A 24744-nucleotide genomic window follows, 5' to 3' on the forward strand; every position below is an offset into this window, starting at 1 on the left:
TACTATCCCTGTCATCGCAACTTGCAATTTTTACTTATTAAAAAATTATATTCGAAGAAACTGCTTTTCGTCAAGCCAATGAATCTTCTTCTTTTAAATTTGCAGATTTTAATTCTGCTGAATCAAGCTCGTATTGTAATAGATGATCCCAATCATCGTTATTCAGCATATCCAGCTGTGCTTCAATAAGCATTTTAAAACGAGTTCTAAACACTTTGGATTGCTTTTTCAGATCCTCAATTTCTAGAGCTATTTTACGAGCTTTAGAAAGGGACTCATTTACGATGCGATCCGCATTTTTCTCTGCTTCTCTGATAATTAGCTTAGCTTCTTTTTGAGCATTTCGCTTTAGCTCTTCAGCTGCTTCTTGAGCTACAACGATGGATTTATTTAAGGTTTCTTCAATATTCGAAAAATGAGTTAAACGCTCATTCATATCCTTTAATCGTTCATCAAGTTCTTTCTTTTCTCGAATAATCAATTCATAGTCCTTAATGACTTGGTCAAGGAACTCATTTACTTCATCTTCATCGTAACCACGGAATCCTTTTGTAAATTCCTTGTTATGTATGTCTAACGGTGTTAATGGCATTATAAGCCACCTCCAATTGCTTAATAGTATATACTATTCATTGTAACAGATATTCGACAAGTACTTTTAAATTCCTGCAATTTTTTTATAAATTATTGATGTTTTTCTACAACAATTCGCCATTTATCTTTCTTTGTTTTCCCATCAATTGAAGATAGTTTTGCTCTTCCGTATCCTCGTACAGATAAGACATCGTCTTCTTTACATTCAAAAGAGGGATTTTCAATGGTCATCCAATTCACTTTTACTACTCCACCTGCTATTAATGTTTGAGATTTCTGACGAGAGATATTATGAGCAGCAGCTACCATAGTGTCTAACCTTAGGGAAGAAACGGTTGTTGTAAACTCATTCCATTGTTCCTTCATTTGAATGGCTTCTTCGAGACGACGCTCTTTTAAACTTACTTTCGAACGTCCTACCGACTCAAGTTGCATCGAAATATAATCGCTAACTTCATTGGCGACAAAGAGTTGAATGATTTCCCCTTCCATAAGGATGTCTCCAAATTTCCCTCTTTTTAGTCCTAGTGACATCATGCTACCTAAAATTTGTCGATGCTCAATTGATACAAACTTATTTGGGTAAACCAGTTCATATAAGGAAATTTGGAAATCCTCTTTCTCTACAGAATAATAATCTGGATAAATGAAGGCTCTCTTTCTTTCCACCAACTCTGCTCCTCCAAAAAATTGAACCTTTACCTCCGAATTCGCTCCTATAATCATCTCGACAATCTTCTGCTCTCTCGGGTCAAGAAAATCAGTCAGTTTTGGAGCGTAATTACTTTCCACCTGCTCCTTCCAACTCATTACTTGATCGACAAAACTATGCTCTTCACGTCGGAAGTGCTGATGCAAATCCATATTATTTCAATCTCCAATCCAATATAAAGATATGAAAGTGCAAAAAAGGGGCATTTATGCCCCTTTTAGCTAAAACCAACCAAATAGCGTATACAAGCCTGTTGATGCCAATTTTAATACAAAAATACCAACAATCGGAGAAATATCAATCATTCCACCGATCGGAGGAATAATTCTTCGGAACGGCTCTAAATAAGGTTCACAAATTCTTGTTAAAAATTGACCGATAGCAGTTTCCCTTGCATTAGGAAACCAAGACATAAGAATATAAATAATCAATGCCCAAGAATAGATATCAATCACTCGAATTAATATTGATAGAAGTAAATCCATTTACGTATTACCACCTCGTATCTTCGTATTCTGTTTCTTGCATTAGCTGTGAGATATTGCCTGATACCTCCACATTGTCAGGTGTACATAAGAAAATTTCTGCACCAATCTTTTGAATATCTCCACCGATGGCATACACAGTACCACTTAAAAAATCAACAATCCGTTTCGCTTGGTCCCGTTCAATTCTGTGTAAATTCACAACAACTGCTCGACGATTTTTTAATTGATCTGCAATTTCCTGAGCTTCTGCATACACTCTTGGTTCAATTAAAACAACCTTTGAAGATTTTTGAACACTCTGTAAGCTTACCACATTCTGTTTAGGAGACACACTTTGTTGCTGTTGCTGTGGTTGTCTTTGTGTCTTTGTTGTTGGAGCCTCGTACTCCTCTTCTTCATTCTCATATTCATCATCTAGGAAAAAAAATGTTTTAAATTTTGATTTAATACTCATTCATTACACCTCCCACACTATTCGCCCACCAATGCGGTGCCGATTCGTATCATCGTAGATCCTTCTTCAATGGCAATCTCAAAATCATTAGACATTCCCATTGAAAGCTCCATACATGGAGCATATGGTAAATCCATATGTTGAATTTCAAGTTGAAGATTTTTTAACGATTGAAAGCTTTGTCTAATGATCGTATCGTCCTCAGTAAAAGGCGCCATCGTCATTAGCCCTTCTACCCTTATTTTAGGGTGTTTTTCTAATTCCTTTATAAATGGTACCACCATTTCTGGAGTTAATCCATGCTTTGATTCTTCACCAGACGCATTCACCTGAACAAAACAAGAAATCGTTCTATCACCAGCTCTTGCATTAATTTCCTTTGCCAAGGATACACGATCTAATGAGTGAATATAATCCACTTTATCTATGATATTTTTTACCTTTCTTGTTTGTAGAGTTCCGATAAAATGCCAGGTAGGCTTGTCCCCTATAGTGCTCCACTTTTCAAGAAGGCCTTCATCACGATTTTCACCAAGATGTGTTACCCCACATTCTAATGCCTCTGATGCTCTTTCTGTTGTTACATATTTCGTTACAGCTATGATTTTTATTTCTTCTGGATCTCGATTGCTCCTTTGACTCGCTTCTTTTACCTTTTCCTGGAGCACACGTAGATTTTCACTTACTTTCATTCTCTCGATTGCTCCTCCTTCCAACCAATAAAACTCATCATCCGACCCGTTTTCCCCTTGTCTCTTCGGTGGGAGAAAAAATAATCGGAATCACAACTCGTACATAAATCAGTTACCTGAATATTTGATTCAATCATACCTGCTTTGATGAGAATTTGTTTATTTAACTTCTTTAAGTCTAAGTGGTAGAGGTTTTCTTTGATTCGATTATATGGTTTTTTTTCGACATCTTCCACTAAATTTTCCACATATGAAATGACTTTATCATCTACAATATAACATTTTTCGCAAATGGAAGGGCCAATTACTGCAAAAATTTCCGAAACAGGTATATTTTCGTCCTTAAATACTGTTATCACACTTTTAGCGATCCCTCCAACTGTCCCTTTCCACCCCGCATGAGCAATCGCAATTGCTTCGTATTTTGGAGCAATAAAATAGAGCGGAACACAGTCAGCAAAGCATAATGTTAAAAGCAGATTTTTATCATAGGTAAAGAAAGCATCGGTATCCCTGAGCGCATTCGCGTATGAATTTGAACCAAGTCCACGGTCATATACCGAGACTTTTTTCACATGTACATCATGCGTCTGCTCGGCACCTACCCAATTAGATAAAGGGATACCAGTACTTTTTGATAAGACTTTTCGATTTAAGCAAACGTCCTGTTCCTGATCTCCAACGTGAAATCCAGTATTCAACGTTGAAAAAGAGTTCTTGCTATGGCCTCCGTTTTTCGTAGTAAAACCCGCAACAAGTCCGTTGAAACGATCTGTCCACTCTTTTATGATGAAATGAGACGTTTCTTTTAGAATAAATGGTTCCATTATATAAACCTCAATTGTTTGTTGATTTTTCTATAGTTTACCATAATTCGCAGTATACTCCCAGTGAATTCAGGCTTACTTGGCTTCTGCTTCATCATATTGTCCTTCATTAACCCCTCTGTAACGAACTAAAATAACATCCTCACCAATTTTAAGTATGTTTCTCCAAGAAATAATGATCTCCTCTTCTTTACCAAAGAAGCCTAACATCCGTCCGTTACCACTTACAATAATGGCCTCAATTTTTCCGTTTGAGAGATTTATTTCTATATCACTAATATTCCCTAACTTTTTTCCATCTGCAACATTGACCACATCTTTAATTTGAAATTCTGAAATTTTCACCATCATATTTCACTCCCGACTATTCGATAATTAAATATATGAAGATGGGAGGAGTATTCATGATTGTTTTATACAAAAAAAACTACCGAGATTAGTCGGTAGTTTATGTTTGTATGTTCTTATTCATTTGTTTAATCGCAGCTTTTTCTAGTCTGGACACTTGGGCTTGTGAGATTCCTATCTCTTCAGCTACTTCCATTTGAGTTTTTCCTTGGAAGAATCGCTTTCTTAGGATGAGCTTTTCTCTATCGTTGAGTCGTCTCATTCCTTCTTTTAAAGCAATTTCTTCAATCCATTGAATATCCTTGTTACGTTCATCGCTTAATTGATCCATCACATAAATAGGATCTCCTCCGTCATTATAGATAGGTTCAAATAACGAAACGGGATCTTGAATGGCATCTAAAGCAAAAACAATTTCTTCATGAGAAACATCTAGTACTTTTGCAATTTCTTCAGCAGTTGGCTCCTTTGACGTCTCACTCATTAGTTTTTCTCGAACTTGTAATGCCTTGTAAGCAATATCCCTTAAAGAACGGGATACTCGAATCGGGTTGTTATCTCTTAAGTATCGTCGGATTTCTCCGATTATCATCGGAACAGCATAAGTAGAGAATTTCACGTTTTGACCTAGGTCAAAATTATCAATTGATTTCATCAACCCGATGCACCCTACCTGAAACAGGTCATCAACAAACTCACCACGATTGTTAAATCGCTGAATGACACTTAACACAAGGCGTAAGTTTCCATTCACGAGCTTTTCTCGGGCTGTTATATCCCCGGCTTGCATTTCTTTAAATAGTAAACGCATTTCTTCATTTTTCAAAACAGGTAACTTAGATGTATCAACACCGCAAATTTCAACTTTATTACGAGTCAATTCTTTTCCCTCCTCACAGGAGCTGCTGTACAAAAAACAGTATCTCCCCGAGAAGGAAAAATATGCACATCCAAAATGGACATGCATACTAAGAATTTCCTATAAATGTCTTTAGGACAAGGTATTACACATATTATTTTATTCTAAAAAATTTTTCTTTCTTCAAAGAAACGAACTAAACCATTTTATTAAACTCTTTCTTCAGTCTTTTAATAATCCTTTTTTCCAGTCTTGAAATATACGATTGTGATATACCAAGCATATCAGCAACGTCTTTCTGGGTTTTTTCTTCTCCCGTACCTAATCCAAAACGCAACTCCATGATTTGTTTTTCACGGTCATTCAGCTGATGTAATGCTTTTAATAAAAGCTTTTTATCAACATTTGCTTCCAGGTCTTTTGTAATAATATCTTCTTCTGTTCCTAATACATCTGACAATAACAACTCGTTACCGTCCCAATCAATATTCAATGGTTCATCAAAGGAAACTTCTGAGCGAATTTTATTATTTCTCCGTAAGTACATGAGTATTTCATTTTCAATACATCTTGATGCGTATGTAGCAAGCTTTATTTTCTTTTCAGGATTAAACGTGTTAACTGCCTTTATTAAACCGATCGTTCCGATACTAATTAAATCTTCAATATTAATTCCTGTATTTTCAAACTTTCTAGCTATATAAACAACAAGTCGTAAATTTCTCTCAATAAGGATGGACCTCGCTGCTTTATCCCCACTCGGAAGTTTTTGAAGCAACACTTCTTCTTCTTCTTTTGATAACGGAGGAGGCAATGCCTCACTTCCACCTATATAGAAGACCTCATCTGTCTTGAGTCCTAGCTTGATTAATAATTTATACCAGTAATAAGATAGTCGAAGTTTTATATTTTTCATGAGTTGTCCTCCTTCTAATTTATGTTTTTCTGAGTATAGTAATATTAACTTACCTTTACATCTGATTTCACCTTTGCGACACCTGTTACCATCTTTGGATGAACAATACACTGAAACGTATCGTCAGAGGAAAGCTGCTGGGTTGTAAAGGAAACTAATCCTTTGTCTACTTGAATTATTTTTTCTTCCATCTCTATTTGAAGTTGGTCAGGCTTAACAGCAATGATAAGCTGATGCTCTTGTCCAACTACTTTATACGGGATAATTCGGAGCTTATTTTCCCATTCAGTTGGAAGAGAGGCTTTTCCATAAATGATCTCATCCTTTTCACTTGAAAGTATCCTAATGGATTCAGGGATCGTTTCTAATTGGTTATAGACAGAGACAAACATGACAGGCATTTTAGTGAGAGGATCATAAAGTTGATTCCCACTATCCACAAGACCTTTACATGTGAATTGACTTTCTCCAATCTGAATGCGAATAGAAACCATTTGATCAAATTGTATTTTCGTCATTTCAAATTGTTCAATATTTGATCTGGAGAAATGCCATGCAATCGGAAAACCTATGAGAACAAAAAACCAGCTAATCGGATCACCAAATCCCTTTACACTTCCTATTAAAACAGAGGAGGTCAATTGGTTATCAAACTGAATGAAATAATGAACCCCAATAAGCGCTCCACCTACTAAAAAGGTAACGAAATAGAAGGTCATCGTTGTACGGATAAAGGTACGTAATCTTTTGTATCCAAAGGTAACTAGAACCATCACTAAAGAAAAGGCTAATTTCACGACAGGATGACCAGAATAATTCTGAAAAGGAGTAAAAGCCAATATAATAATGAAGGATCCTATAAGTCCTCCACAAAACAGTCTCCAAATCTTATACTCTCTTTTTACTATTATGGCAGTTAAATAAAGAAGTAACGTATCGAAAAGGAGATTTAGCAGCCAAATCACATCTAAATAAAGTGTCAAAGATTTTCCTCCTTGCTCGTTTCTCCTTATTCAATCTATTATTCTGTTATGAAAAAGTATAACGTACATAGATGTTGGAAGTGTGTCACTTTATGTACATAAAAAAGAAGAGATTTTCACAAATCTCTCCGTTTTTTGTCAAAATTTCTCATCTCAGGTTGGGAAAACTGATTTTCCTCTTAAAACAAAATAAAAAGCAGAATTCTGGTCGAATTCTGCTTTTTGTATTGATAGGGTTTACCTATCGTCTTCTATTGCGATTACGTAAGAAAGTAGGTATATCTAACGTATCGTCACTGCTGTGTGAAGTATTTGAACGTACAGGTTCATTGTACTCCTCTTCACGAATGATTTCTCTTTGTGGCTTTGTAGGTGCAACAGATTGTTTTTGTTGCCCAAAACCTGGACGACTTGTTGGCTTCGGTTGAGAAATATCTTCATTGAAACCGGTCGCAATCACTGTTACTAGGATCTCATCCTTCAAGTTATCATTGATAACCGATCCAAAAATCATGTTCACTTCTTGGTCAGATGCAGAAGCAACGATATCTGCTGCTTCCTGAACTTCATATAGGCTTAAGTTTGATCCACCAGTAATGTTCATCAAGACTCCTTGTGCTCCATCAATGGACTTTTCTAGAAGCGGTGAAGAAATGGCTTTCTTTGCTGCTTCTGTTGCACGGTTTTCTCCTGCAGCTACACCAATCCCCATAAGAGCAGAGCCTTTGTTAGACATAATTGTCTTTACATCTGCAAAGTCTAAGTTGATAAGACCAGGTGTTGCAATAAGGTCCGATATACCTTGAACCCCTTGACGTAGAACATTGTCAGCCTCACGGAATGCTTCAAGCATTGGTGTACTCTTATCCACAATTTCAAGAAGACGATCATTTGGAATAACGATTAGTGTATCAACCGCTTCCTTCATGGAAGAGATGCCACCTTGAGCTTGAGTCGAACGCTTTCTACCTTCAAACGTAAACGGTCTTGTTACAACTCCGACTGTTAATGCCCCTAACTCGCGAGCGATTTGAGCAATAACGGGTGCAGCCCCTGTTCCAGTTCCGCCACCCATACCAGCTGTAACGAAAACCATATCGGCCCCAGCTAACACTTCTTCAATTTGTTCTCTACTTTCTTCAGCTGCTTTTTTCCCTACTTCAGGGTTTGCTCCTGCTCCAAGTCCACGAGTAAGCTTTCCCCCAATTTGCATTCTTGTTTCTGCCTTCGATAAATTTAATGCCTGCGCATCTGTATTTACCGCGATAAATTCGACACCTTGGACGCCATGCTCAATCATCCGATTAACAGCATTGTTTCCGCCTCCACCTACGCCGATTACTTTTATAGTTGCCAATGAATCTAAATTTGTATCAAATTCCAACATGACAAATCCTCCTAATTCGTCGATATTCCCGGTAGCGATCGATTGAATACTATTCAAAAAAGTAACCAAGGAATTTTTTCACTCGTGATGTCATTTTTTCTTCCGGCTGCTTGTCCGGCTTTGCCTTTGGTTGAGGCTGCTTTTGAACTCTCTTTTCCTTTGATTCGCCAGCAGCCGTACTGTTACCAATAGACCTACCTTGTATTTTAGCATTTTTGTAAGCGAATTTTATTAAACCGACAGCAGTCGTGTATTGCGGTTCACGTACTCCAATATAATCCGGAATGGCGATGCGAACTCGGTTTTGGAAAACCACTTGCGCTAATTCAAGAATTCCTTGAGTGTTTGCTACTCCACCTGATAAAACATAACCACCAGGTAAATCACGAATGCCCAAACGTCTAATTTCATTTTGTATAAGGTCAAAAATTTCTTCCGTTCTTGCTTCAATAATATCAGAAACTTCAAGCTGGTTAAATTGTTGATGCTGATCACTTCCGATAATCGGTACGCTAAACACTTCTTCTTCGGAAGCATGGTCATAGTATGCATGTCCATGTTTTGTTTTTATTTTCTCAGCATCTTCAGTAGATGTCCGAAGACCAATCGATATATCTTTTGTTATATGGTCTCCACCAACTGGAAGTACACTTGTTGCTCGTAAGAATCCATGTTCAAAAACACTAATTGTTGTTGATCCCCCACCAATATCAACGAGTGCCACACCTAAGTTTTTTTCATCCTTTGAGAGTGCAAAGGCACCAGAAGCAAGTGGTTGTAAAGTAATATCAAGGATTTCTAATCCAGAACGTTCTACGCATCGAAGAGTATTATGTAAAATCGTCTTAGAACCTGTAATAATCGTTCCTTCCATTTCAAGCCTTACACCTATCATTCCCCGTGGGTCATTAATTTCATCTAATCCATCAACAATAAATTGCTTCGGAATGACATCAATAATCTCACGCTCAGGTGGAATGGATATTACTTGTGCTGCATCAATTACTCTAGCAACATCCTCATTGGTAATTTCACGATTTTCACTTGATACAGCTACTACACCATGACATGGCTGTAACATCACATGATTTCCAGTTACACCAACAATTACCTTATTAATTTCCATGCCTATCATTCTCTCAGCTTGTTCGATTGCCTTTCTAATAGAATGAACGGTTTCATCTATATCAACAATGGATCCTTTTCTTAGTCCTTCGGATTTAACATTGCCAACACCAATAATATTCAAAGAGTCATTGACCATTTCTCCAATGATCACTTTTACGCTGGATGTACCGATGTCAAGACTTACATATATTTCATTGCTGTTCATTCTTTGGCACCTCCTTTAACAATTCAAAAAATTGAACAACAATTCCTATTTTTTCATACCGTATAATAATGTATCTATAAGATTATTCGGCAAATTTAATATATTCCCTTTTAAAATATACAAATTTTTTCTATTTTTCTTTATTTGTAGACCATTTTGTTAGCAGAATTCTTCGAATCACGGCTATATTTTGAAATAGTCTTACCCCAAACGCAAAAACTGCTGCTAAATACAAGTCTACACCAAGATGAACACCTAGAAAAGCTAAACTTGCAGCAAGAATAATATTAAAGAAAAAACCGGAAACAAAAACCTTTTCGTCATATATATTTTGCAGATGTGCCCTGATTCCACCGAATAAAGTATCAAGGGCAGCTAGTACGGCAATGGATAGATAATTGGAATATTCCTCAGGGACAGATATATCTGTTAATAATCCAAGGACGACTCCAATGATCAATCCTAAAAGGGGAAGCCACATGATTAACTATCTCCTTTGTCAGATTTTACTTGCTCCATACCTCTAATTCGAATAGAATCTTCAAAGGCTGGGACAGCAATGGAAAGCTCAGGCTTCTTTATGGTGACGGTTAAATTATCAATAAAGAATTCTTCTGCTGATTTAGAAACCTGCATTTGATTGTACAGCTTTTCCGCAACGGTAAAATCCTCCGTCAAAACGATAATTTCAATTGGAAATTTTGTTAAGGAACGTCCGTTTATTTTCGTTTCGCCATTTATATCACGGATTACAGTAGTATTGATCACCCTTTGACCTGCGACCGAAACATGTTTTGCACCATACATATTTATCTCATTTAGCAGTCGTTCTAATAGGTCCGGTGAAAGTGTAGCACCAGAAGTCCCTAAGATCAATTCTTCATTCAGTTGTTCTATGTATATCGTCAAACCTGGGCCAGTCAACTCTGTTAGTCCTGCTTCTTGCTTTAATTCCTCTAGAGTATTCCTTAACGTGTTTCCTTTTCCCTGTTCTCTTTCCGTTTCGTATTCGTTCAATTTTTCTTCAATGGAACGAATTTCTTTAATCAGTCGGGATTGAAGTTCCTTTTCCTTCAGTAAATCCTCACGAAGCTGCCAGGTATCCCTTGTGTCTCGTACCTCTGGTTTAGAGACCGTTTGAAATTGGATAGCAAGCATGAATCCAACAATGACCCCGATGATTACCAAGCTGTTTATTTTCTTTCTGTCCACGTAAAAATCACCTAGCTTTCTTCATTATTGTGGACAAAACATTCAAAAAGAGTTAAGTGCCTAATAACGGATCTAATATAACTTCTTCTTTTTTCTGGATCGTTACTTCAATATTGTCATTTACCAGCATATCTTTAATTCCTCCTGTTAAATTCAAAGCAGAGGTCATCACATCAGGATCACCAATAGCCGTAATAACAAAAGGAGCAGGATGTTGATATCCATCCACTTCAATCACTGGACCATTACAAAGAATATAGGAATTATGTGTGAGCCTTTGCCCATTAATCGCAATTGCCGAAGCACCCGAAATATATAACTCATTAATCACTTTAAAGACATGGTGCTCATGAACAATATAGTTATTTATGTTTTCTTCATTAGGATTGTAGTCACCATCAGCAAGGGACACTTCTACTCCCTTCCCTTTTACCTTGACTTTACCTACAAACATACGATATTTTTCCGCGTCTTCCGCGAGATTGAAGAAAACTTGTTCTTCTTTCGCTAATTCTTCTTCAATCTCTACAATTTTATCTTGTTTTTCCTTTAATTCATTCTGAAGCTCTCGGTTTCTTTCTTCCTGTGAAATCAACTGATTTCGCAATTCTAAATCACGATTCCACTGCTTGTCCGTTATCGTATTTTGTGCTTTTTCCTGCTTAGTTAAATGGTAAGAAAAAGACACCATATAACCTAATACAAGGAAAACTAACGAGAGGATAACATGTTTACCCTTCACCCTCTTCTTCACTTGTTTCAACTCCTCCTGGTTCGTATGATTTAAAATACGAACCCACCTCTAAATCAATGACACCCTTTTGTGACGGATCTAACTGACTAACGATGGAAGGGTAGTGTATCATTTTTTTTGAGAAACTCCTTAAAGATGCACTGACTTCATTTCCATCATTCATATATAAAGAAATATGGAAACGATCCGTTTCTTTCGGTGTGTAGTTCACTTCTGAAATGGAGTAAAGAATTTCAAACGGGAGCTCTTTCAGGCTATTAACCATCTCTTCAAGGATCTCACCTTCTGTAAAACCAATTAATATTGGGGCATTAGAAGGGGAGCTTGTAATCCCTTCATCCTCTAGTATTTCACCATTCTCTAACACGGGAATAAACGAATTTTCATTTGCAATAACGGCAATCCGATCATATTCCTCTACAGTAATTAATACACTATTAGGAAATGACCATTTTACAGTTGCTGATTTTATTTCCGGAAGCTTCTCTATTTTCGTTTCCACTTCTTTCTTATCAAGCTTCCAAATATTCATTCCAGTGGACAAGCCACTGTTTTTCACAAGAAGTTCAGCCTTATATAAGTCATTACCACTAACACTTATTTTTTTAATATGACTGAGCGGTGATTGGAAATAAACGACACAAACGATTAACAAGAAGAATAAACTTAATAAGGTTACAAGTCTTCTATTTGCCTTTTTTCGTCTTTGTTGTTTCAACTTGGGAATCCGTTCTTCAATCGAGACTATTTTCCCCTGATCCAATCCAATCACCTCACTATCGCTAATATATTTTGTGTAAAAAACAGAGAATCCAATAATTTTTTATAAGTGAAAACAACGGCACGAGAAATCATGCCGTTATTTTTAGGTAATAAGTAATTTCCCAAGTATTTATTATATCACATACTGATACTTTGTAAGGGGGACAATCATCCTATTTTATTCCTATTATTTCAACTTCTGTTTCCATTTTTACTTCATACAAATCATATATCGTATCCTTAACATGCTGAATTAACTGTAAAACATCGTCAGCTTTTGCGTTTCCTGTATTTACGATGAAATTCCCATGCATTTCTGATATTTTAGCCCCACCGATTTGGTATCCCTTTAAGCCAGCAACCTCAATTAACTTACCTGCATAATTTGGCAGTGGATTACGAAAAATGCTACCCGCACACGGGAAATTCCATGGCTGGGTTTCTTTGCGGTAGTCTTTGTTCTTTTGCATTTCACCAAAAATAGAATCCTTGTTTCCTTCTTTCAATGAAAAAACAGCTTCAACAACAACTCCTGGACGCTTTTTTTGCAACACAGAGGTTCGATAAGAAAATTCCATTTCCTCATTAGCTACCCATTCTAATGTGCCGTCTTCAAAAAGCACAAGAGCTTTTTCGAGTATCTTTGATATATCAGAGCCATGTGCCCCCGCGTTCATGAACACTGCCCCACCGACTGACCCAGGGATCCCACTTGCAAACTCTAGTCCGGATAACCCTTTTCTACTGATGGAGGTTGCCAAGCTCACTAGGGAGTGTCCACCACCAACCGTAAGTGTTGTACCATTTATTTCGACCTTATCTAATCCAGAGCCAAGCTTAATAACAACACCAGAAATTCCTCGATCAGACACGAGTAAGTTTGACCCTCTTCCAATAGCAATCCACTGTACTTTATACTTTCGGATCAAATGCATGGTCGCTTCCAAGTTTTCTACCGATGAGGGCTCTACAAAAAGTTCTGCAGGTCCACCAATCTTTATCGTTGTATGATTCGCCATTGGCTCATTTTCTTTTACCGTTCCAATCTTAGACTGCTTTAATTCTTCAGCTAATCCAATCATTCCTACCTCCCCTTTCAGTCGGAGTTATTTTATCTTATGCATCGTGTCAAACCTAGGCTACAAACCTAGGAATCATTATTATCGACCGTTTCTTTTTGTTAGTAACGTCTCCATTAATCGATACAGTCTCCCAGCCGCATCACGAATCCCTAATTTATAGGCTGCTTTCTTCATTTCTTTTAAGCTCTCTTTATTAAGTAAGAGAGAATCCATTTGCTCTACTAATTTAGTAGCCGTTAGGTCTTTTTCAAGCATTAAAATGGCAGCACCATGATCACTTAAGGCGCGAGCATTTTTTTCCTGATGATTGTTTGTCACATATGGGCTAGGAACAAGTATGCTAGGTACGCCTAAAGATGTCAATTCAGCTAATGTCGTTGCACCTGCTCGAGCAACAATTAGATCCATTCCTGCAAGCACTTCTGGCATATTATGAATAAAAGGCTTTACTATGACGTTATCAGGGTTCCCGACTAATTCCACTTCTTTGAGTACTTCATCATAGTGAACCTCTCCGGTTACATATAATACTTGATAAGGTTTTTCACTAAGCACTGACAATGATTTTAAAATGGCTTCATTTATAGGCCGTGCTCCACGACTTCCACCTACTACTAATACAGATGGAACATTTGTTTTTAAACCAACAGACAGTTTCCCCTTAATCCCATCCTTATTTAATACTTCAGATGCTCTGGGATTTCCTGTAAGTTCAACCTTTTCTTGAGGAAAATAGCTTTTCGCTTCTTCAAAACAAATAGCAACTTTATCGACATATCGACTTAAAAACTTATTCGTTAATCCCGGTACACTGTTTTGTTCATGTATGATTGTTGGAATTCCAAGCTTAGAAGCAGCATACACAACAGGACCGCATACGTACCCGCCCGTTCCTATGACTACATCTGCTTTAAATTCTTTTAAATATTCCTTACTTTTCTGAACACCCTTTAAGAATCTAATCACCGTTTTCACATTATCTATTGAAAGTTTACGTTTAAACCCAGTAATATGTATGGATTGAAAAGGAATGTTTTCTCTTTTAACAATGGTATTTTCTAATCCTTTTTCAGTACCGATATATAAAAACTCAGCATTATTATGTTCCTTTTGTATCTCTCTAATAAGCGCAAGAGCCGGATAAATATGACCACCGGTTCCACCACCACTTACAACTATACGCAATTCTTTCCACTCTCCTTAACGTTGAAAAATCAACTATTCATAGGTGATAGTCATGATGTCTTCTGAAAAAAATCACCCTCACGTTTTACCCCATTTTACTATATTTCAAACGACAAATCGAAAAACAACGAACGATTGTCATCTAAATGTAATAATAAACAGAAGAGAACCCTGCATGAATAACAGGGTTCTTAAACTTACCTATCTCATAATTTCGAGTGTTTACTAATATTCAGTAGCACCCCAATGGCCATAAGCATGAGTGTTAAGGAAGAACCTCCATAGCTTAGAAACGGGAGGGTAATTCCAGTTACCGGCATAAGCCCTGTAACCACACCCACATTGATCATTACTTGAATAGCAACCATTGCCACAATTCCAACAGCTAAGAAACTTCCATATAAATCTGGAGCACCCAGTGCAATACGAATTCCACGCCATAATAATAAAGCGAAAAGAAGTAGTACAAAGGAGCCTCCAATGAAACCTAATTCTTCTGCCAAGATAGCAAAGATAAAATCGGTTTGTGGTTCAGGTAGATAAAAGAATTTTTGCCTACTTTGTCCTAATCCTAAACCAAATAACCCGCCTGGTCCAATCGCATATAGTGACTGAATGATTTGAAAACCACTTCCGAGTGGATCCTCCCATGGATCTAAAAAGGAGGTAATCCTTTTGATTCGGTAAGGAGCTGAGATAACTAAGCCAACAAACCCAATTACCCCAAGCAGCCCTAAGCCGACAAAATGACCAATCCTCGCACCAGCAATAAAAATCATGACAACCGATGTTCCAACCATCACCGTTCCAGTCCCTAAGTCAGGCTGTAGCATAATCATCCCGAAGGCAAGAAATACTAAACCAAGGGATGGCATTAAACCTTTTCTGAACGAAGTGATCTTTTTTTGATTTTCTGAAAGAAACTTAGCTAAAAACGCAATCATTGCAAGCTTCATAAACTCTGAAGGCTGAATTGAAAACGCACCTACCCCAATCCAGCTTCGGGAACCATTTCTTACATTTCCTATCCCTGGGATGAGTACAAGAATAAGAAGCACAAAGCAGATGATTATGATCATTTTTGCAAAAGTTCGCCACGTCCAATAATCGACATTCATAATGAAGAACATGGTCACAATGCCGACCCCTGCAAACAACATTTGTCGTTTAGCAAAATAAAAAGAATCATCAAATTTATAGTCAGCCCAAATGGCACTCGCACTATAAACCATAATTAATCCGGTCGCTAATAGGGTAAATGTTACAATCAATAATATCAGATCTGGAGTAGCTTTTTTAGTCGGCAAAAGAACACACCTCGAATGCAAGTTTTAGGGCTTACAGTGAGGATTAAACCTTAATTAGAAACGATTATGTTAAAATTGTCTCCATAAGACAAGCCCTTACTTAAGCTTATGCACCGCATTGATAAAAATGTCTCCTCTAACCTCAAAAGTTTTGTATTGATCCCAGCTAGCACATGCAGGTGATAAAAGGATCACATCTCCTGCATTTGAGTGTGTAAAGGCAACAGGTACGGCTTTTTCCACATTATCGACACGGAGAATTGTTTTTATTCCTGCCTTCTGTGCTACTTCCTCAATTTTAGGAGCCGTTTGTCCAAATGTGACAACAGTTTTCACATTGTGCAAGAATGGAATTAACTCGTCAAATCCGTTTCCACGATCCAATCCTCCGGCAAGTAACACAATAGGTGTCTTGAATGCAGTCAAAGCTTTTTCTGTCGCTAATATATTTGTTGCTTTTGAATCATTATAAAACTTACGTCCTTCGATCTCTCCTATATATTGAAGACGATGCTTAACACCTGTAAAGGTCGTCAAAACCTCAACAATGGCTTCGTTTGAAACATTTGTAAGCTTCGCTGCTGCTACTGCTGAAAGGATATTTTCAAGGTTATGCGCTCCAGGTAAAACAATATCAGAGATTTCAATAATCTTTTCATCTTTAAAATACAAATAATCATCTAATACATAAGCACCATTTGATTGGAATTCTCTTGTAGAAAAAGGAACACAGTCTGCCTTGCTTTTTTGACCAATTTCGAAAGTGCTCTCTTGATCTCCATTAACGATAAAGTAATCCTCTTCTGTTTGGTACTTAGTTATATTTGCTTTCGCGCTCCAATACTCTCCTTTGGTACCATGATAGTCTAAATGGGCCTCATACAGATTAGTGAGTATAGCAATCCTCGGCTTGAATGTTGTAATTCCCATTAGCTGAAACGATGATAGTTCAATAACAATTGTATTTTCAGATGTAGCTTGCTGAGCCACCTCTGATGCGACTGTTCCAATGTTCCCCGCAATCAAAGGAGCCTTATTTCCCGCCTTTAACATTTCAAATATAAGAGTGGTTGTTGTAGTTTTTCCATTTGTACCTGTTATAGCAATAAAAGGAGCTTCAGAAATTTGATACGCAAGCTCAACTTCAGTAATAATGGGAATCCCTTTTTCAATGGCCGCTTGGATCATCTCATTATGATAAGGAATCCCTGGGTTCTTTACGATAAGCTCAAAGCCATCATCTAATAGCTCTACGGGATGACTTCCACAAATAACGGTAATCCCTTGTTCAAGCAATCCTTGAGCTTCGGGATTCTCAGATAATGGCTTATTATCATTTACAGTGACAAACGCACCTAAACGGTGCAACAAATTTGCTGCACCGACCCCACTCTTCGCTAAACCTAGTACAAGTACTTTTTTATGAACATAATCTTTAATATCTCTCAATTACAACCACACCTCGATATAGATTCCTAATACTGCACATAATAACCCAACTGTCCAGAATGTGACAACTACTCTCCATTCGGACCAACCGATTAACTCATAATGATGGTGCAAAGGACTCATACGGAATATCCTTTTACCAGTTGTTTTAAAAGAAATCACCTGCAGAATGACAGACAGGGTTTCAACAACAAATATTCCTCCGATAATGATAAGCAGAATTTCTAGTTTAGTTAAGATGGCAATAGTTGCAATCGCTCCCCCTAAAGCAAGAGATCCAGTATCTCCCATAAATACTTTAGCGGGATGGGCATTAAAAACAAGAAATCCTAGGACTGCACCAACAACTGCTAAAGAGAAAATGGCTACATCATATGCCTCTTGGTTCCAAGACAATACTGCAAAAGCTCCAAAAGCAATAGCCGCTGTCCCCGAAACAAGACCATCTAGACCATCTGTTAAATTGACAGCATTCGAAAATCCGACCAACCAGAAAATGATAAAAAATACATACAGCCATCCAAGGTCAAAAGAAATGTCAGTTAGTGGAATGGAGACTGTTGTTGAAAACTCATTTTGTCTTAAAATAAAATAAAAGATAAACGAAATAACAATTTGTCCAAATAGCTTTTGTTTAGAAGTTAATCCTAAATTTCTCTTCATGACCACTTTAATAAAGTCATCTAAAAATCCTAATAAACCAAATCCAATGGTTACAAAAAGAAGTAAATATGTTTGTACGGAAAGCTCCGAATACCTTGATGTCATTACAATAGTCGTAACAACGATAGATAATAAAATCATTGTTCCGCCCATCGTCGGAGTACCTGATTTTTTTTGATGCGATTTAGGTCCTTCTTCTCTAATGCTTTGTCCGAATTTCAACCTTCTTAAAAAAGGAATTAAAATTGGGGATAGGATGACCGAAATAAGAAATCCCACTAATATTGTGAATAAAATAACTTGCTCCATCACTTTCCCCCCACTTTTTCCATTACGGAAACACTAGTATGAATAAGCTGTTTATGTAGTACAGCAATATCATATGTTTGTTCCTTTGTATTCAGAAGTTTTTCATGTGAAAATTTGTATAATATCATGTAAATTCTAGCCTTCCTTGCTTTACGCTTTATTTTTTTAATATGGCATCCTTTGCAACAAGTCTGTCGTCAAAATGGTGGATATCTTTTCCTACTTGCTGATAGGTTTCATGACCTTTACCAGCAATGAGAATAATATCATTTTCTTCGGCTTGGCTAATCGCCTCGAAAATCGCCTGCTTTCGATCTTCGATGACTTTATATTCTCTTCCTTCAACCCCTGTTTCCATCTCTTTTAAAATCGCAAATGGATCTTCACTTCTCGGATTATCAGAAGTAAAAATGGCTTCATCGGCAAAATCACAAGCAATTCTCGCCATCAATGGTCTCTTTGTACGGTCACGGTCACCGCCGCAGCCAACAACCACATGCGTCTTCCCTACAGCAAATTCTTGAATGGTCTCAAGTGCATTCTGTAGACTATCTGGTGTATGCGAGTAATCAACAATAACCGTAAAGTTTTGCCCTGCGTCGACGAGTTCAAATCTTCCTGCTACCCCTTCCATTATACTTAAAGCGTCCGTTATGACGGATAATGGAATTCCAAGTGCCATTGCTGCACCTATAGCCGCGAGTACATTGTATACATTAAATTTCCCAACGAGTTTGATCGTCACGTTAGAGGTACCGAATGGAGTAACTAATAAAAAAGTAGTCCCTTTAGCTGACATGGAAATACCAGATGCTTTAATATCTGCATCATTCTGAATTCCATATGTTAGGATATGTGCTGAAGTGGAATGTGCGTACTGCTCACTAGCCTCGTCATCTGCATTTAGTACAGCATATTTTGGTTGATTGAGTGTAAACTTATTCCCTAGCTGGGCAAACAATAAACCTTTTGCTCTCTTATACTCCTCCATCGAACCATGAAAATCTAAATGATCCTGTGATAAATTGGTAAATACAGCAACATCAAAGTCCGTTCCGTGTACTCTTCCTTCCACTAGCGCATGAGAGGAAACCTCCATAACCGCACTATCAACAAGATTTTCAATCATTTGATGAAAAATGTTCTGTAAAGTTAAGCTTTCAGGAGTCGTATTTTTTGTTTCAAGAACATCCTCACCAATTTTTGTATACATGGTCCCAATTAGCCCAGTTTTTTTTCCTGCCTCTTTCAGAATATGTTCGATAATATGACTCGTTGTTGTTTTCCCGTTTGTCCCGGTGATTCCAACAACTTTCATTTTCTGACTTGGCTGCCCATAGAATGCATCTGCTATAACCGCCATTGCACGTTTTGTATCTTTTACAATTACAACAGGTACATCCACTTGTAAAGGTCTTTCTGCTATAACGGCTACCGCACCAGACTTAACTGCATTCTCAGCAAAGTCATGACCATCGACAGTAAAACCTTTTATACAAATAAATAAACTTCCATCTGTTACTTTACGATTATCATTATGTATGTGTAATATGTCTGGATTCTCACCCTTAAAAGGAACAAACGGTTGAAGGTAATTGACCAGTGTATGTAGTTTCATTTCCTCAAATCCTCTCATAATTTAACCTACTTCCCAAAAAAAGCATGCGCCTATCTATTTTACATGAAGTTACTCTATTTCGCTATTCTATAATGTAGCATTTTGAAAAGACGGCGAAAAAATTTCGCCGCCTGCTCACTGAATCAGTCTATTCTTCTTTCTCTTTCTCGTCTTCTTTCTGTTCCACATTATCAAAATACAATCGAATGGTTGATCCTTCTTTTAACTTTACCCCTGCTTCCGGAGTTTGTTTTACAACTACATTCCCCTCTCCGGAGGTTTCAATTTTTAGATTAACAAATAGATCACCAAGTTCTGTTTTTGTCATCCCAACAACATCAGGAACCTCAATCAATGGTACATCAGGCCACTTGTATTCTTTTTCTAGCTGCCCCTTCCTTGGTTCAACTCCTAAAGCCCTCAAACTATCACCCATAATGCTACCTACAATTGGTGCGGAAACCACTCCCCCAAACTGCGTGGTTCCCTTAGGATTGTCAACAGCCACATACACAACGAGTTGCGGGTCGTCCGCTGGAGCAAATCCAATAAAAGACACGATATGATTGTTTTCCATATACCTTCCGTCCTTTACCTTTTGCGCTGTTCCTGTTTTACCACCTACTCGGTAACCTTCAACAAAAGCCCTTCCACCTGACCCTTGTGCCACTACACTTTCAAGAGCGTATCGAATTTTCTCTGACGTTTCTTCTGAAATTACCTTTCGTTTCGCTACTGGTGATTTTTTCATTACAATTTCACCCGTTCGCGGGTCAACTAATTCCTTCGCAATATAAGGGGTGTATAACGTTCCACCGTTAATTGCTGCCGATATCGCAGCCACCTGTTGAATAGGCGTAACTGAAACCCCTTGACCAAATGCAGTCGTAGCTAACTCCACTGGTCCAACTCGATCTAGATTAAATAAGATTCCTTTTCCTTCTCCTTGCAAGTCAATTCCTGTTTTCTGTCCAAATCCAAAATCTTTAATATACTTAAATAATGTATCTTTTCCGAGACTTTCACCTAATTGGACAAAACCTGGGTTACAGGAATTTTGCACAACCTCCAAATAGGTTTGCGACCCATGTCCCCCTCGTTTCCAGCATCTTAGTGTCGCTCCACCAACCTTGACCGATCCAGAATCATGAAAGTGATCATTCTCTAAATCTACTTTCCCCTCTTCAAGTGCAGCTGCTAGTGTAATAACCTTAAAGGTTGATCCTGGTTCATACGTACTCCAAACAGGGAGATTTCGGTTATATACTTCAGGATCTACCTCTTGGAACTCAGCTGGATCAAACCCTGGCCGGCTTGACATAGCCAAAATCTCTCCTGTATTCGGGTCCATAGCTATAGCGATCATACCGTCAGGATTATATTGTGCTTGCGCATTATCTAACTCTCGTTCAACGATTGTTTGTACTTTAGAATCTATTGTTAGTTTTAAATCTAATCCATCAACAGGAGCCTCATAGTCATCTGCCATATCATTCATTCTTTGCCCTTTGGCATTTGCATAGAATTTTACAGATCCTTCTTCCCCCATGAGCTCTTTGTCATAATACGCTTCAAGTCCTGTTAATCCCTGATTATCACTTCCAGTGAAACCGAGAACATGAGATAAATAGTTACCAAACGGGTAGTGGCGTTTCGAATCTTCTCCGATATATACACCTTCTAAGTTCAAATCACGAACTTCATTCGCCTTTTCATGGGTAATTTTTCGCCCCTCATTAATTCTCACGATCGACGCTGACTTTGTTACATATTGGTACGCTTTCTCTTTTGAAAAGTTTAAAACGGCAGCTAGCTGCTCTGCTGTTTTCGCAGGATCCTTCACCTGTCTTGGCACTACATAAACGGTCGGTGCACTTTTATTTGTAGCGAGTGCAACACCGTTACGATCAACAATTTCACCCCGCTCGGGTTCAAAAGGAATATTCCGACTCCAAAGATCCTTCGCTCCGTCAGTTAAAATATTTCCTAAGGCAAATTGTACATACCCTAGCCTTACATCAATAATAAAGAAAATGAGAAACCCTACTAAAAGTGAGATCGTTAGTCTTTTTCGTACTGTAACATTTGACACTCGCATCTTCGTTAGAACCTCCTAACAACATATATGGCTCGTTCCACTATATGCTTGTACAAAAAAAAATAGAACGCACAAGCATCACTTGTACGTTCTAAGATTATTCTGATTCCACTTCTTCTGTTTGCTCTTCTGTTTACTCTTCTGTTTGCTCTTCTGTTCCTTCCTCTGTTTCCGTTTCCTCAGAGGCATCATCACCGAGCTTCGTTTCTTCGTCTGTCGGTGCCTTCAAGTGAATCACTAAATGATCACCCGCTGCTATAACACTACCTACACTGATATTTTGCTTTGTCACATAGCCGCTTCCAGTTGTATTTAGTTGTAAATTTGCAAGTGAAGCAATCTTAACAACATCCCTTAAGGACCAGCCTGTAACATCCGGCATCGTTAAGTCTCCATCTGTTACAAGGAATACTTTTTCTCCGGCGAGTATTTTCTCTCCCGCTTGTGGAGATTGTGCAATTACGCTCGTTCCATTCCCTATAACAATACTGTGCGCTCCAAAGCCAGTTATTTGCTCTCCAGCTTCTCCAATATTTTTATTTAAGAAATCTGGAACAGTAATTGGCTCTACTTCCTTTTGTTCAGCTGGCTCAATATTTAAATACTGAAGACTGTTTTTCATCACAGGATTAAAAATCATAGAAACCGGTATAGATCCTTCTGAATAATGTTCTACCTTCGGCTGCTGTACGGCAACATAAATAATTAATCTCGGATCATCTGCTGGTGCCATTCCTAAAAACGAAAACACATAATCATTTTTCCCATTTAAGTACACACCATTTTGGGTCATGCTTGCAGTACCTGTTTTCCCAGCAACCTGATAGCCTTCAATATTATATCGGTTATACCCTGTTCCCTTCGGCGAACTAACCACGGTCTCTAGATACTCAAGAACCTGGTTGGCGGTTTCCTCGGAGATCGGTGTTCCGACAACTTCTGTTTCTGTTTGCTTAATCGTCTTTCCTGACGCTGGATCAACAATCTTATCAATCACATGGGGTTTTACCATCTTACCGCCGTTTGCAATGGCAGTGGCTGCTTGAATTTGCTGAATGGGTGTGATGGCTGTACCTTGGCCATACCCTGTTGTAATTTTATCGATTGGGTATTGGTAGACAATTTTTCCACTCGTTTCGTTTGGAAGGTCAATCCCAGTTGGCTGATCAAATCCAAACTTCGTTAAATACTCTCGAAACGTATCATACCCGATCTTTTCCTTCACAAGTTTAGCAAACGCTACATTTGAAGATCTTTGTAATCCTTCTAAGTAGGAAATTGTCCCCCACCCGCTACCATTATGGTCGTGAATCCTTTGCGAATTTTCCGTTGGTTTATATGAACCTGATTGGTACCCTTCGTTGGGATTGAAAACCCCTTCCTGAACGGCAGCCGCAAGAGTGAAGATTTTCATTGTTGATCCTGGTTCAAATGAGTTTTCGATCACTTCATTATGCCAGGTATCAGAAATTCCTTCTCTTGTTGTTGGATGGAACGTTGGTCTTTGCGCCATCGCTAAAATTTCACCTGTCTTCGGATCAGCTACCACCGCAACCATTTTAGCTGGATCATACTCCTCTTCCACTTTGTTCAAAGCATCTTCAAGAAGACTCTGGATCTTTTTATCGAGTGTTAAATAAATATCATATCCATCCTTAGCCGCTGTTACATTTTCTTCACCGCCGGGTAGGATATCCCCCCAAAAGTCACCAGGGTAGTTTACTTTCCCGTTAATACCGGTTAATTCCTCATTCATGGATTTTTCGATCCCAAGCTGCCCAACCGTTTGATTCGTTTCTTCATCCACATCAACATAGCCTACGACGTGAGAGGAAAAAATGCCGTTTGGATAAAAACGCTTTGATCCACGTATAAATGTAATTCCTGGAAGTTTCAGATTCTCAATTTCCTTCTTAACTTGAATTGAAATATCTCTCCCCTTCGTTCCGAACTCTACCTGCTTAGCACCTTCTTTAGAAAGAATTCTATAAATCTCTGATTCTTCTAAATCAATCACTTTTGACAACTCTCTGGCCGTCTTTTCTTTGTCAACAACATGTCTTGGATTTTTAGGATTAGTAGTTAATGTTTCATCCAGAATCGCAACTAACTTGAAGGAAGCTGTATCTTCTGCAATCACTTCACCATTGTTGTCATAGATCGTTCCTCTTGTAGCCTCAATCGTTGCCTCTTTCTCATATTTTTGCTGAGCGATAGCAGACAAGTTCTGCCCGTGCACTTCTCCTGTTGCCAAAATCGTTACATACCGAAAAATTAAGACAAAAAAGAGCAGGCTAAATATTATAAATAATATCGCTGCTCCCACATTCATATTGGGCTGTTTCTTTGTCATTACTCCTGCACAACCTTAACATTATTGTCATTAAGCTTTAATCCAAGCTTTTCTGCCATGCTGCGGATTCGATCTGGAGTGCTTAACTCTCCTACTTGCATACTCAAATCATTATTAATCTTTTGTTGATCCTCTAACTTGACAGAGGTATTTTGAATATCCTTATTCAATTCATAAATTGCCGCTTGATTTGAGATAATATGTACGGCACCAAAGCATAGAGCGGCACAAAAAGTGACACCAAGGATTTTCTCTCCAGGAGACAACCATGAGTTGGTCTTTCTTACCTTTTGAGGTGCTTGTACGGTTTGTTGCTGCTGTTCCTGCTGAAGCTTCCTTGCTAAGTTACTCATCCTATT

Annotated in this window: 25 protein-coding genes and 1 other annotated feature (1 of these 26 cut by a window edge); all 25 genes read right to left on the minus strand. The window is 38.0% G+C overall.

What is annotated here, in order from left to right; genetic code table 11:
• Nucleotides 1-24 (minus strand) — a binding site (T-box leader); it reaches 213 nt to the left of the window's first position.
• A gap of 46 nt (nucleotides 25-70) precedes the next feature.
• Entirely contained in the window at nucleotides 71-592 is a 522-nt protein-coding gene (locus tag ACFFHF_RS05780) for a DivIVA domain-containing protein (RefSeq protein ID WP_160545657.1), read from the minus strand.
• Between the two features lie 92 nt (nucleotides 593-684).
• Nucleotides 685-1458, minus strand: a complete 774-nt coding sequence (locus ACFFHF_RS05785) for a YlmH family RNA-binding protein (RefSeq protein ID WP_160545658.1) — start codon at nucleotides 1456-1458, stop codon at nucleotides 685-687.
• Nucleotides 1459-1527: 69 nt separating this feature from the next.
• Nucleotides 1528-1791 (minus strand): YggT family protein, encoded by a 264-nt coding sequence (locus ACFFHF_RS05790; RefSeq protein ID WP_160545659.1) that lies wholly within the window; start codon nucleotides 1789-1791, stop codon nucleotides 1528-1530.
• Nucleotides 1792-1798: 7 nt separating this feature from the next.
• Nucleotides 1799-2248 (minus strand): cell division protein SepF, encoded by a 450-nt coding sequence (locus tag ACFFHF_RS05795; RefSeq protein ID WP_377057692.1) that lies wholly within the window; start codon nucleotides 2246-2248, stop codon nucleotides 1799-1801.
• 17 nt (nucleotides 2249-2265) lie between these two features.
• Nucleotides 2266-2940: a YggS family pyridoxal phosphate-dependent enzyme gene (locus ACFFHF_RS05800; protein WP_160545661.1), complete on the minus strand. Its 675-nt coding sequence runs from the start codon at nucleotides 2938-2940 to the stop codon at nucleotides 2266-2268.
• Nucleotides 2937-3767, minus strand: a complete 831-nt coding sequence (pgeF, locus tag ACFFHF_RS05805; protein WP_160545662.1) for a peptidoglycan editing factor PgeF — start codon at nucleotides 3765-3767, stop codon at nucleotides 2937-2939. The genes ACFFHF_RS05800 and pgeF overlap by 4 nt, the downstream gene beginning before the upstream one ends.
• Before the next feature lie 75 nt (nucleotides 3768-3842).
• Nucleotides 3843-4115, minus strand: a complete 273-nt coding sequence (locus tag ACFFHF_RS05810) for a YlmC/YmxH family sporulation protein (protein WP_119707466.1) — start codon at nucleotides 4113-4115, stop codon at nucleotides 3843-3845.
• A 100-nt stretch (nucleotides 4116-4215) separates the two neighbouring features.
• Nucleotides 4216-4995 carry an RNA polymerase sporulation sigma factor SigG gene (sigG, locus tag ACFFHF_RS05815; protein WP_340903129.1) on the minus strand — a complete coding sequence of 260 codons (780 nt, stop codon included), beginning with the start codon at nucleotides 4993-4995 and terminating at the stop codon, nucleotides 4216-4218.
• Nucleotides 4996-5170: 175 nt separating this feature from the next.
• Entirely contained in the window at nucleotides 5171-5890 is a 720-nt protein-coding gene (gene sigE, locus ACFFHF_RS05820) for an RNA polymerase sporulation sigma factor SigE (protein WP_160545664.1), read from the minus strand.
• Between the two features lie 44 nt (nucleotides 5891-5934).
• The gene (spoIIGA, locus tag ACFFHF_RS05825; protein ID WP_160545665.1) at nucleotides 5935-6873 is read right to left on the minus strand and encodes a sigma-E processing peptidase SpoIIGA; all 939 of its coding nucleotides are present in this window, start codon (nucleotides 6871-6873) and stop codon (nucleotides 5935-5937) included.
• A 241-nt stretch (nucleotides 6874-7114) separates the two neighbouring features.
• Nucleotides 7115-8260 (minus strand): cell division protein FtsZ, encoded by a 1146-nt coding sequence (ftsZ, locus tag ACFFHF_RS05830; RefSeq protein ID WP_160545666.1) that lies wholly within the window; start codon nucleotides 8258-8260, stop codon nucleotides 7115-7117.
• A gap of 49 nt (nucleotides 8261-8309) precedes the next feature.
• Nucleotides 8310-9593, minus strand: a complete 1284-nt coding sequence (gene ftsA, locus ACFFHF_RS05835; protein ID WP_160545667.1) for a cell division protein FtsA — start codon at nucleotides 9591-9593, stop codon at nucleotides 8310-8312.
• A 130-nt stretch (nucleotides 9594-9723) separates the two neighbouring features.
• Nucleotides 9724-10074, minus strand: coding sequence for a small basic family protein (locus ACFFHF_RS05840; RefSeq protein ID WP_160545668.1), 351 nt, complete (start codon nucleotides 10072-10074; stop codon nucleotides 9724-9726).
• A 2-nt stretch (nucleotides 10075-10076) separates the two neighbouring features.
• Nucleotides 10077-10805: a DUF881 domain-containing protein gene (locus tag ACFFHF_RS05845; RefSeq protein ID WP_340903123.1), complete on the minus strand. Its 729-nt coding sequence runs from the start codon at nucleotides 10803-10805 to the stop codon at nucleotides 10077-10079.
• 52 nt (nucleotides 10806-10857) lie between these two features.
• A complete protein-coding gene (locus tag ACFFHF_RS05850; RefSeq protein WP_340903122.1) occupies nucleotides 10858-11559 on the minus strand; it encodes a DUF881 domain-containing protein in 702 nt (233 codons plus the stop codon).
• Entirely contained in the window at nucleotides 11537-12331 is a 795-nt protein-coding gene (locus ACFFHF_RS05855; RefSeq protein ID WP_377057693.1) for a cell division protein FtsQ/DivIB, read from the minus strand. The genes ACFFHF_RS05850 and ACFFHF_RS05855 overlap by 23 nt, the downstream gene beginning before the upstream one ends.
• Before the next feature lie 163 nt (nucleotides 12332-12494).
• On the minus strand, nucleotides 12495-13403 hold the full coding sequence (gene murB / locus ACFFHF_RS05860) for a UDP-N-acetylmuramate dehydrogenase (protein ID WP_160545670.1): 909 nt from the start codon (nucleotides 13401-13403) through the stop codon (nucleotides 12495-12497).
• Between the two features lie 78 nt (nucleotides 13404-13481).
• The gene (gene murG / locus ACFFHF_RS05865) at nucleotides 13482-14588 is read right to left on the minus strand and encodes an undecaprenyldiphospho-muramoylpentapeptide beta-N-acetylglucosaminyltransferase (protein ID WP_160545671.1); all 1107 of its coding nucleotides are present in this window, start codon (nucleotides 14586-14588) and stop codon (nucleotides 13482-13484) included.
• Between the two features lie 206 nt (nucleotides 14589-14794).
• Entirely contained in the window at nucleotides 14795-15895 is a 1101-nt protein-coding gene (gene spoVE / locus ACFFHF_RS05870) for a stage V sporulation protein E (protein ID WP_160545672.1), read from the minus strand.
• A gap of 96 nt (nucleotides 15896-15991) precedes the next feature.
• Complete coding sequence (murD, locus tag ACFFHF_RS05875) at nucleotides 15992-17344, minus strand: UDP-N-acetylmuramoyl-L-alanine--D-glutamate ligase (RefSeq protein ID WP_160545673.1); 1353 nt, start codon at nucleotides 17342-17344, stop codon at nucleotides 15992-15994.
• The gene (mraY, locus tag ACFFHF_RS05880; protein ID WP_377057694.1) at nucleotides 17345-18319 is read right to left on the minus strand and encodes a phospho-N-acetylmuramoyl-pentapeptide-transferase; all 975 of its coding nucleotides are present in this window, start codon (nucleotides 18317-18319) and stop codon (nucleotides 17345-17347) included. It lies immediately after the preceding gene.
• 154 nt (nucleotides 18320-18473) lie between these two features.
• Nucleotides 18474-19934: a UDP-N-acetylmuramoyl-L-alanyl-D-glutamate--2,6-diaminopimelate ligase gene (locus tag ACFFHF_RS05885; RefSeq protein ID WP_160545675.1), complete on the minus strand. Its 1461-nt coding sequence runs from the start codon at nucleotides 19932-19934 to the stop codon at nucleotides 18474-18476.
• A 148-nt stretch (nucleotides 19935-20082) separates the two neighbouring features.
• Nucleotides 20083-22032, minus strand: a complete 1950-nt coding sequence (locus ACFFHF_RS05890; protein WP_377057695.1) for a stage V sporulation protein D — start codon at nucleotides 22030-22032, stop codon at nucleotides 20083-20085.
• A 133-nt stretch (nucleotides 22033-22165) separates the two neighbouring features.
• Entirely contained in the window at nucleotides 22166-24385 is a 2220-nt protein-coding gene (locus tag ACFFHF_RS05895; RefSeq protein ID WP_160545677.1) for a penicillin-binding transpeptidase domain-containing protein, read from the minus strand.
• The gene (ftsL, locus tag ACFFHF_RS05900; protein ID WP_160545678.1) at nucleotides 24385-24738 is read right to left on the minus strand and encodes a cell division protein FtsL; all 354 of its coding nucleotides are present in this window, start codon (nucleotides 24736-24738) and stop codon (nucleotides 24385-24387) included. Before ftsL ends, ACFFHF_RS05895 begins: the two co-directional genes overlap by 1 nt.
• Nucleotides 24739-24744 lie beyond the last annotated feature (6 nt).

It is taken from the genome of Robertmurraya beringensis (assembly GCF_042433785.1).
In the GTDB taxonomy this organism is placed as follows: domain Bacteria; phylum Bacillota; class Bacilli; order Bacillales; family Cytobacillaceae; genus Robertmurraya_A; species Robertmurraya_A beringensis.

What these genes read in the sequence shown, in the direction of transcription:
- ACFFHF_RS05780 (WP_160545657.1), bottom strand. Translation starts at nt 592, where the DNA reads ATGCCATTAACACCGTTAGACATACATAACAAGGAATTTACAAAAGGA.
- ACFFHF_RS05785 (WP_160545658.1), bottom strand. Translation starts at nt 1,458, where the DNA reads ATGGATTTGCATCAGCACTTCCGACGTGAAGAGCATAGTTTTGTCGAT.
- ACFFHF_RS05790 (WP_160545659.1), bottom strand. Translation starts at nt 1,791, where the DNA reads ATGGATTTACTTCTATCAATATTAATTCGAGTGATTGATATCTATTCT.
- ACFFHF_RS05795 (WP_377057692.1), bottom strand. Translation starts at nt 2,248, where the DNA reads ATGAGTATTAAATCAAAATTTAAAACATTTTTTTTCCTAGATGATGAA.
- ACFFHF_RS05800 (WP_160545661.1), bottom strand. Translation starts at nt 2,940, where the DNA reads ATGAAAGTAAGTGAAAATCTACGTGTGCTCCAGGAAAAGGTAAAAGAA.
- pgeF (WP_160545662.1), bottom strand. Translation starts at nt 3,767, where the DNA reads ATGGAACCATTTATTCTAAAAGAAACGTCTCATTTCATCATAAAAGAG.
- ACFFHF_RS05810 (WP_119707466.1), bottom strand. Translation starts at nt 4,115, where the DNA reads ATGGTGAAAATTTCAGAATTTCAAATTAAAGATGTGGTCAATGTTGCA.
- sigE (WP_160545664.1), bottom strand. Translation starts at nt 5,890, where the DNA reads ATGAAAAATATAAAACTTCGACTATCTTATTACTGGTATAAATTATTA.
- ftsZ (WP_160545666.1), bottom strand. Translation starts at nt 8,260, where the DNA reads ATGTTGGAATTTGATACAAATTTAGATTCATTGGCAACTATAAAAGTA.
- ftsA (WP_160545667.1), bottom strand. Translation starts at nt 9,593, where the DNA reads ATGAACAGCAATGAAATATATGTAAGTCTTGACATCGGTACATCCAGC.
- ACFFHF_RS05840 (WP_160545668.1), bottom strand. Translation starts at nt 10,074, where the DNA reads ATGTGGCTTCCCCTTTTAGGATTGATCATTGGAGTCGTCCTTGGATTA.
- murB (WP_160545670.1), bottom strand. Translation starts at nt 13,403, where the DNA reads ATGATTGGATTAGCTGAAGAATTAAAGCAGTCTAAGATTGGAACGGTA.
- ACFFHF_RS05885 (WP_160545675.1), bottom strand. Translation starts at nt 19,934, where the DNA reads ATGAAACTACATACACTGGTCAATTACCTTCAACCGTTTGTTCCTTTT.
- ACFFHF_RS05890 (WP_377057695.1), bottom strand. Translation starts at nt 22,032, where the DNA reads ATGCGAGTGTCAAATGTTACAGTACGAAAAAGACTAACGATCTCACTT.
- ACFFHF_RS05895 (WP_160545677.1), bottom strand. Translation starts at nt 24,385, where the DNA reads ATGACAAAGAAACAGCCCAATATGAATGTGGGAGCAGCGATATTATTT.
- ftsL (WP_160545678.1), bottom strand. Translation starts at nt 24,738, where the DNA reads ATGAGTAACTTAGCAAGGAAGCTTCAGCAGGAACAGCAGCAACAAACC.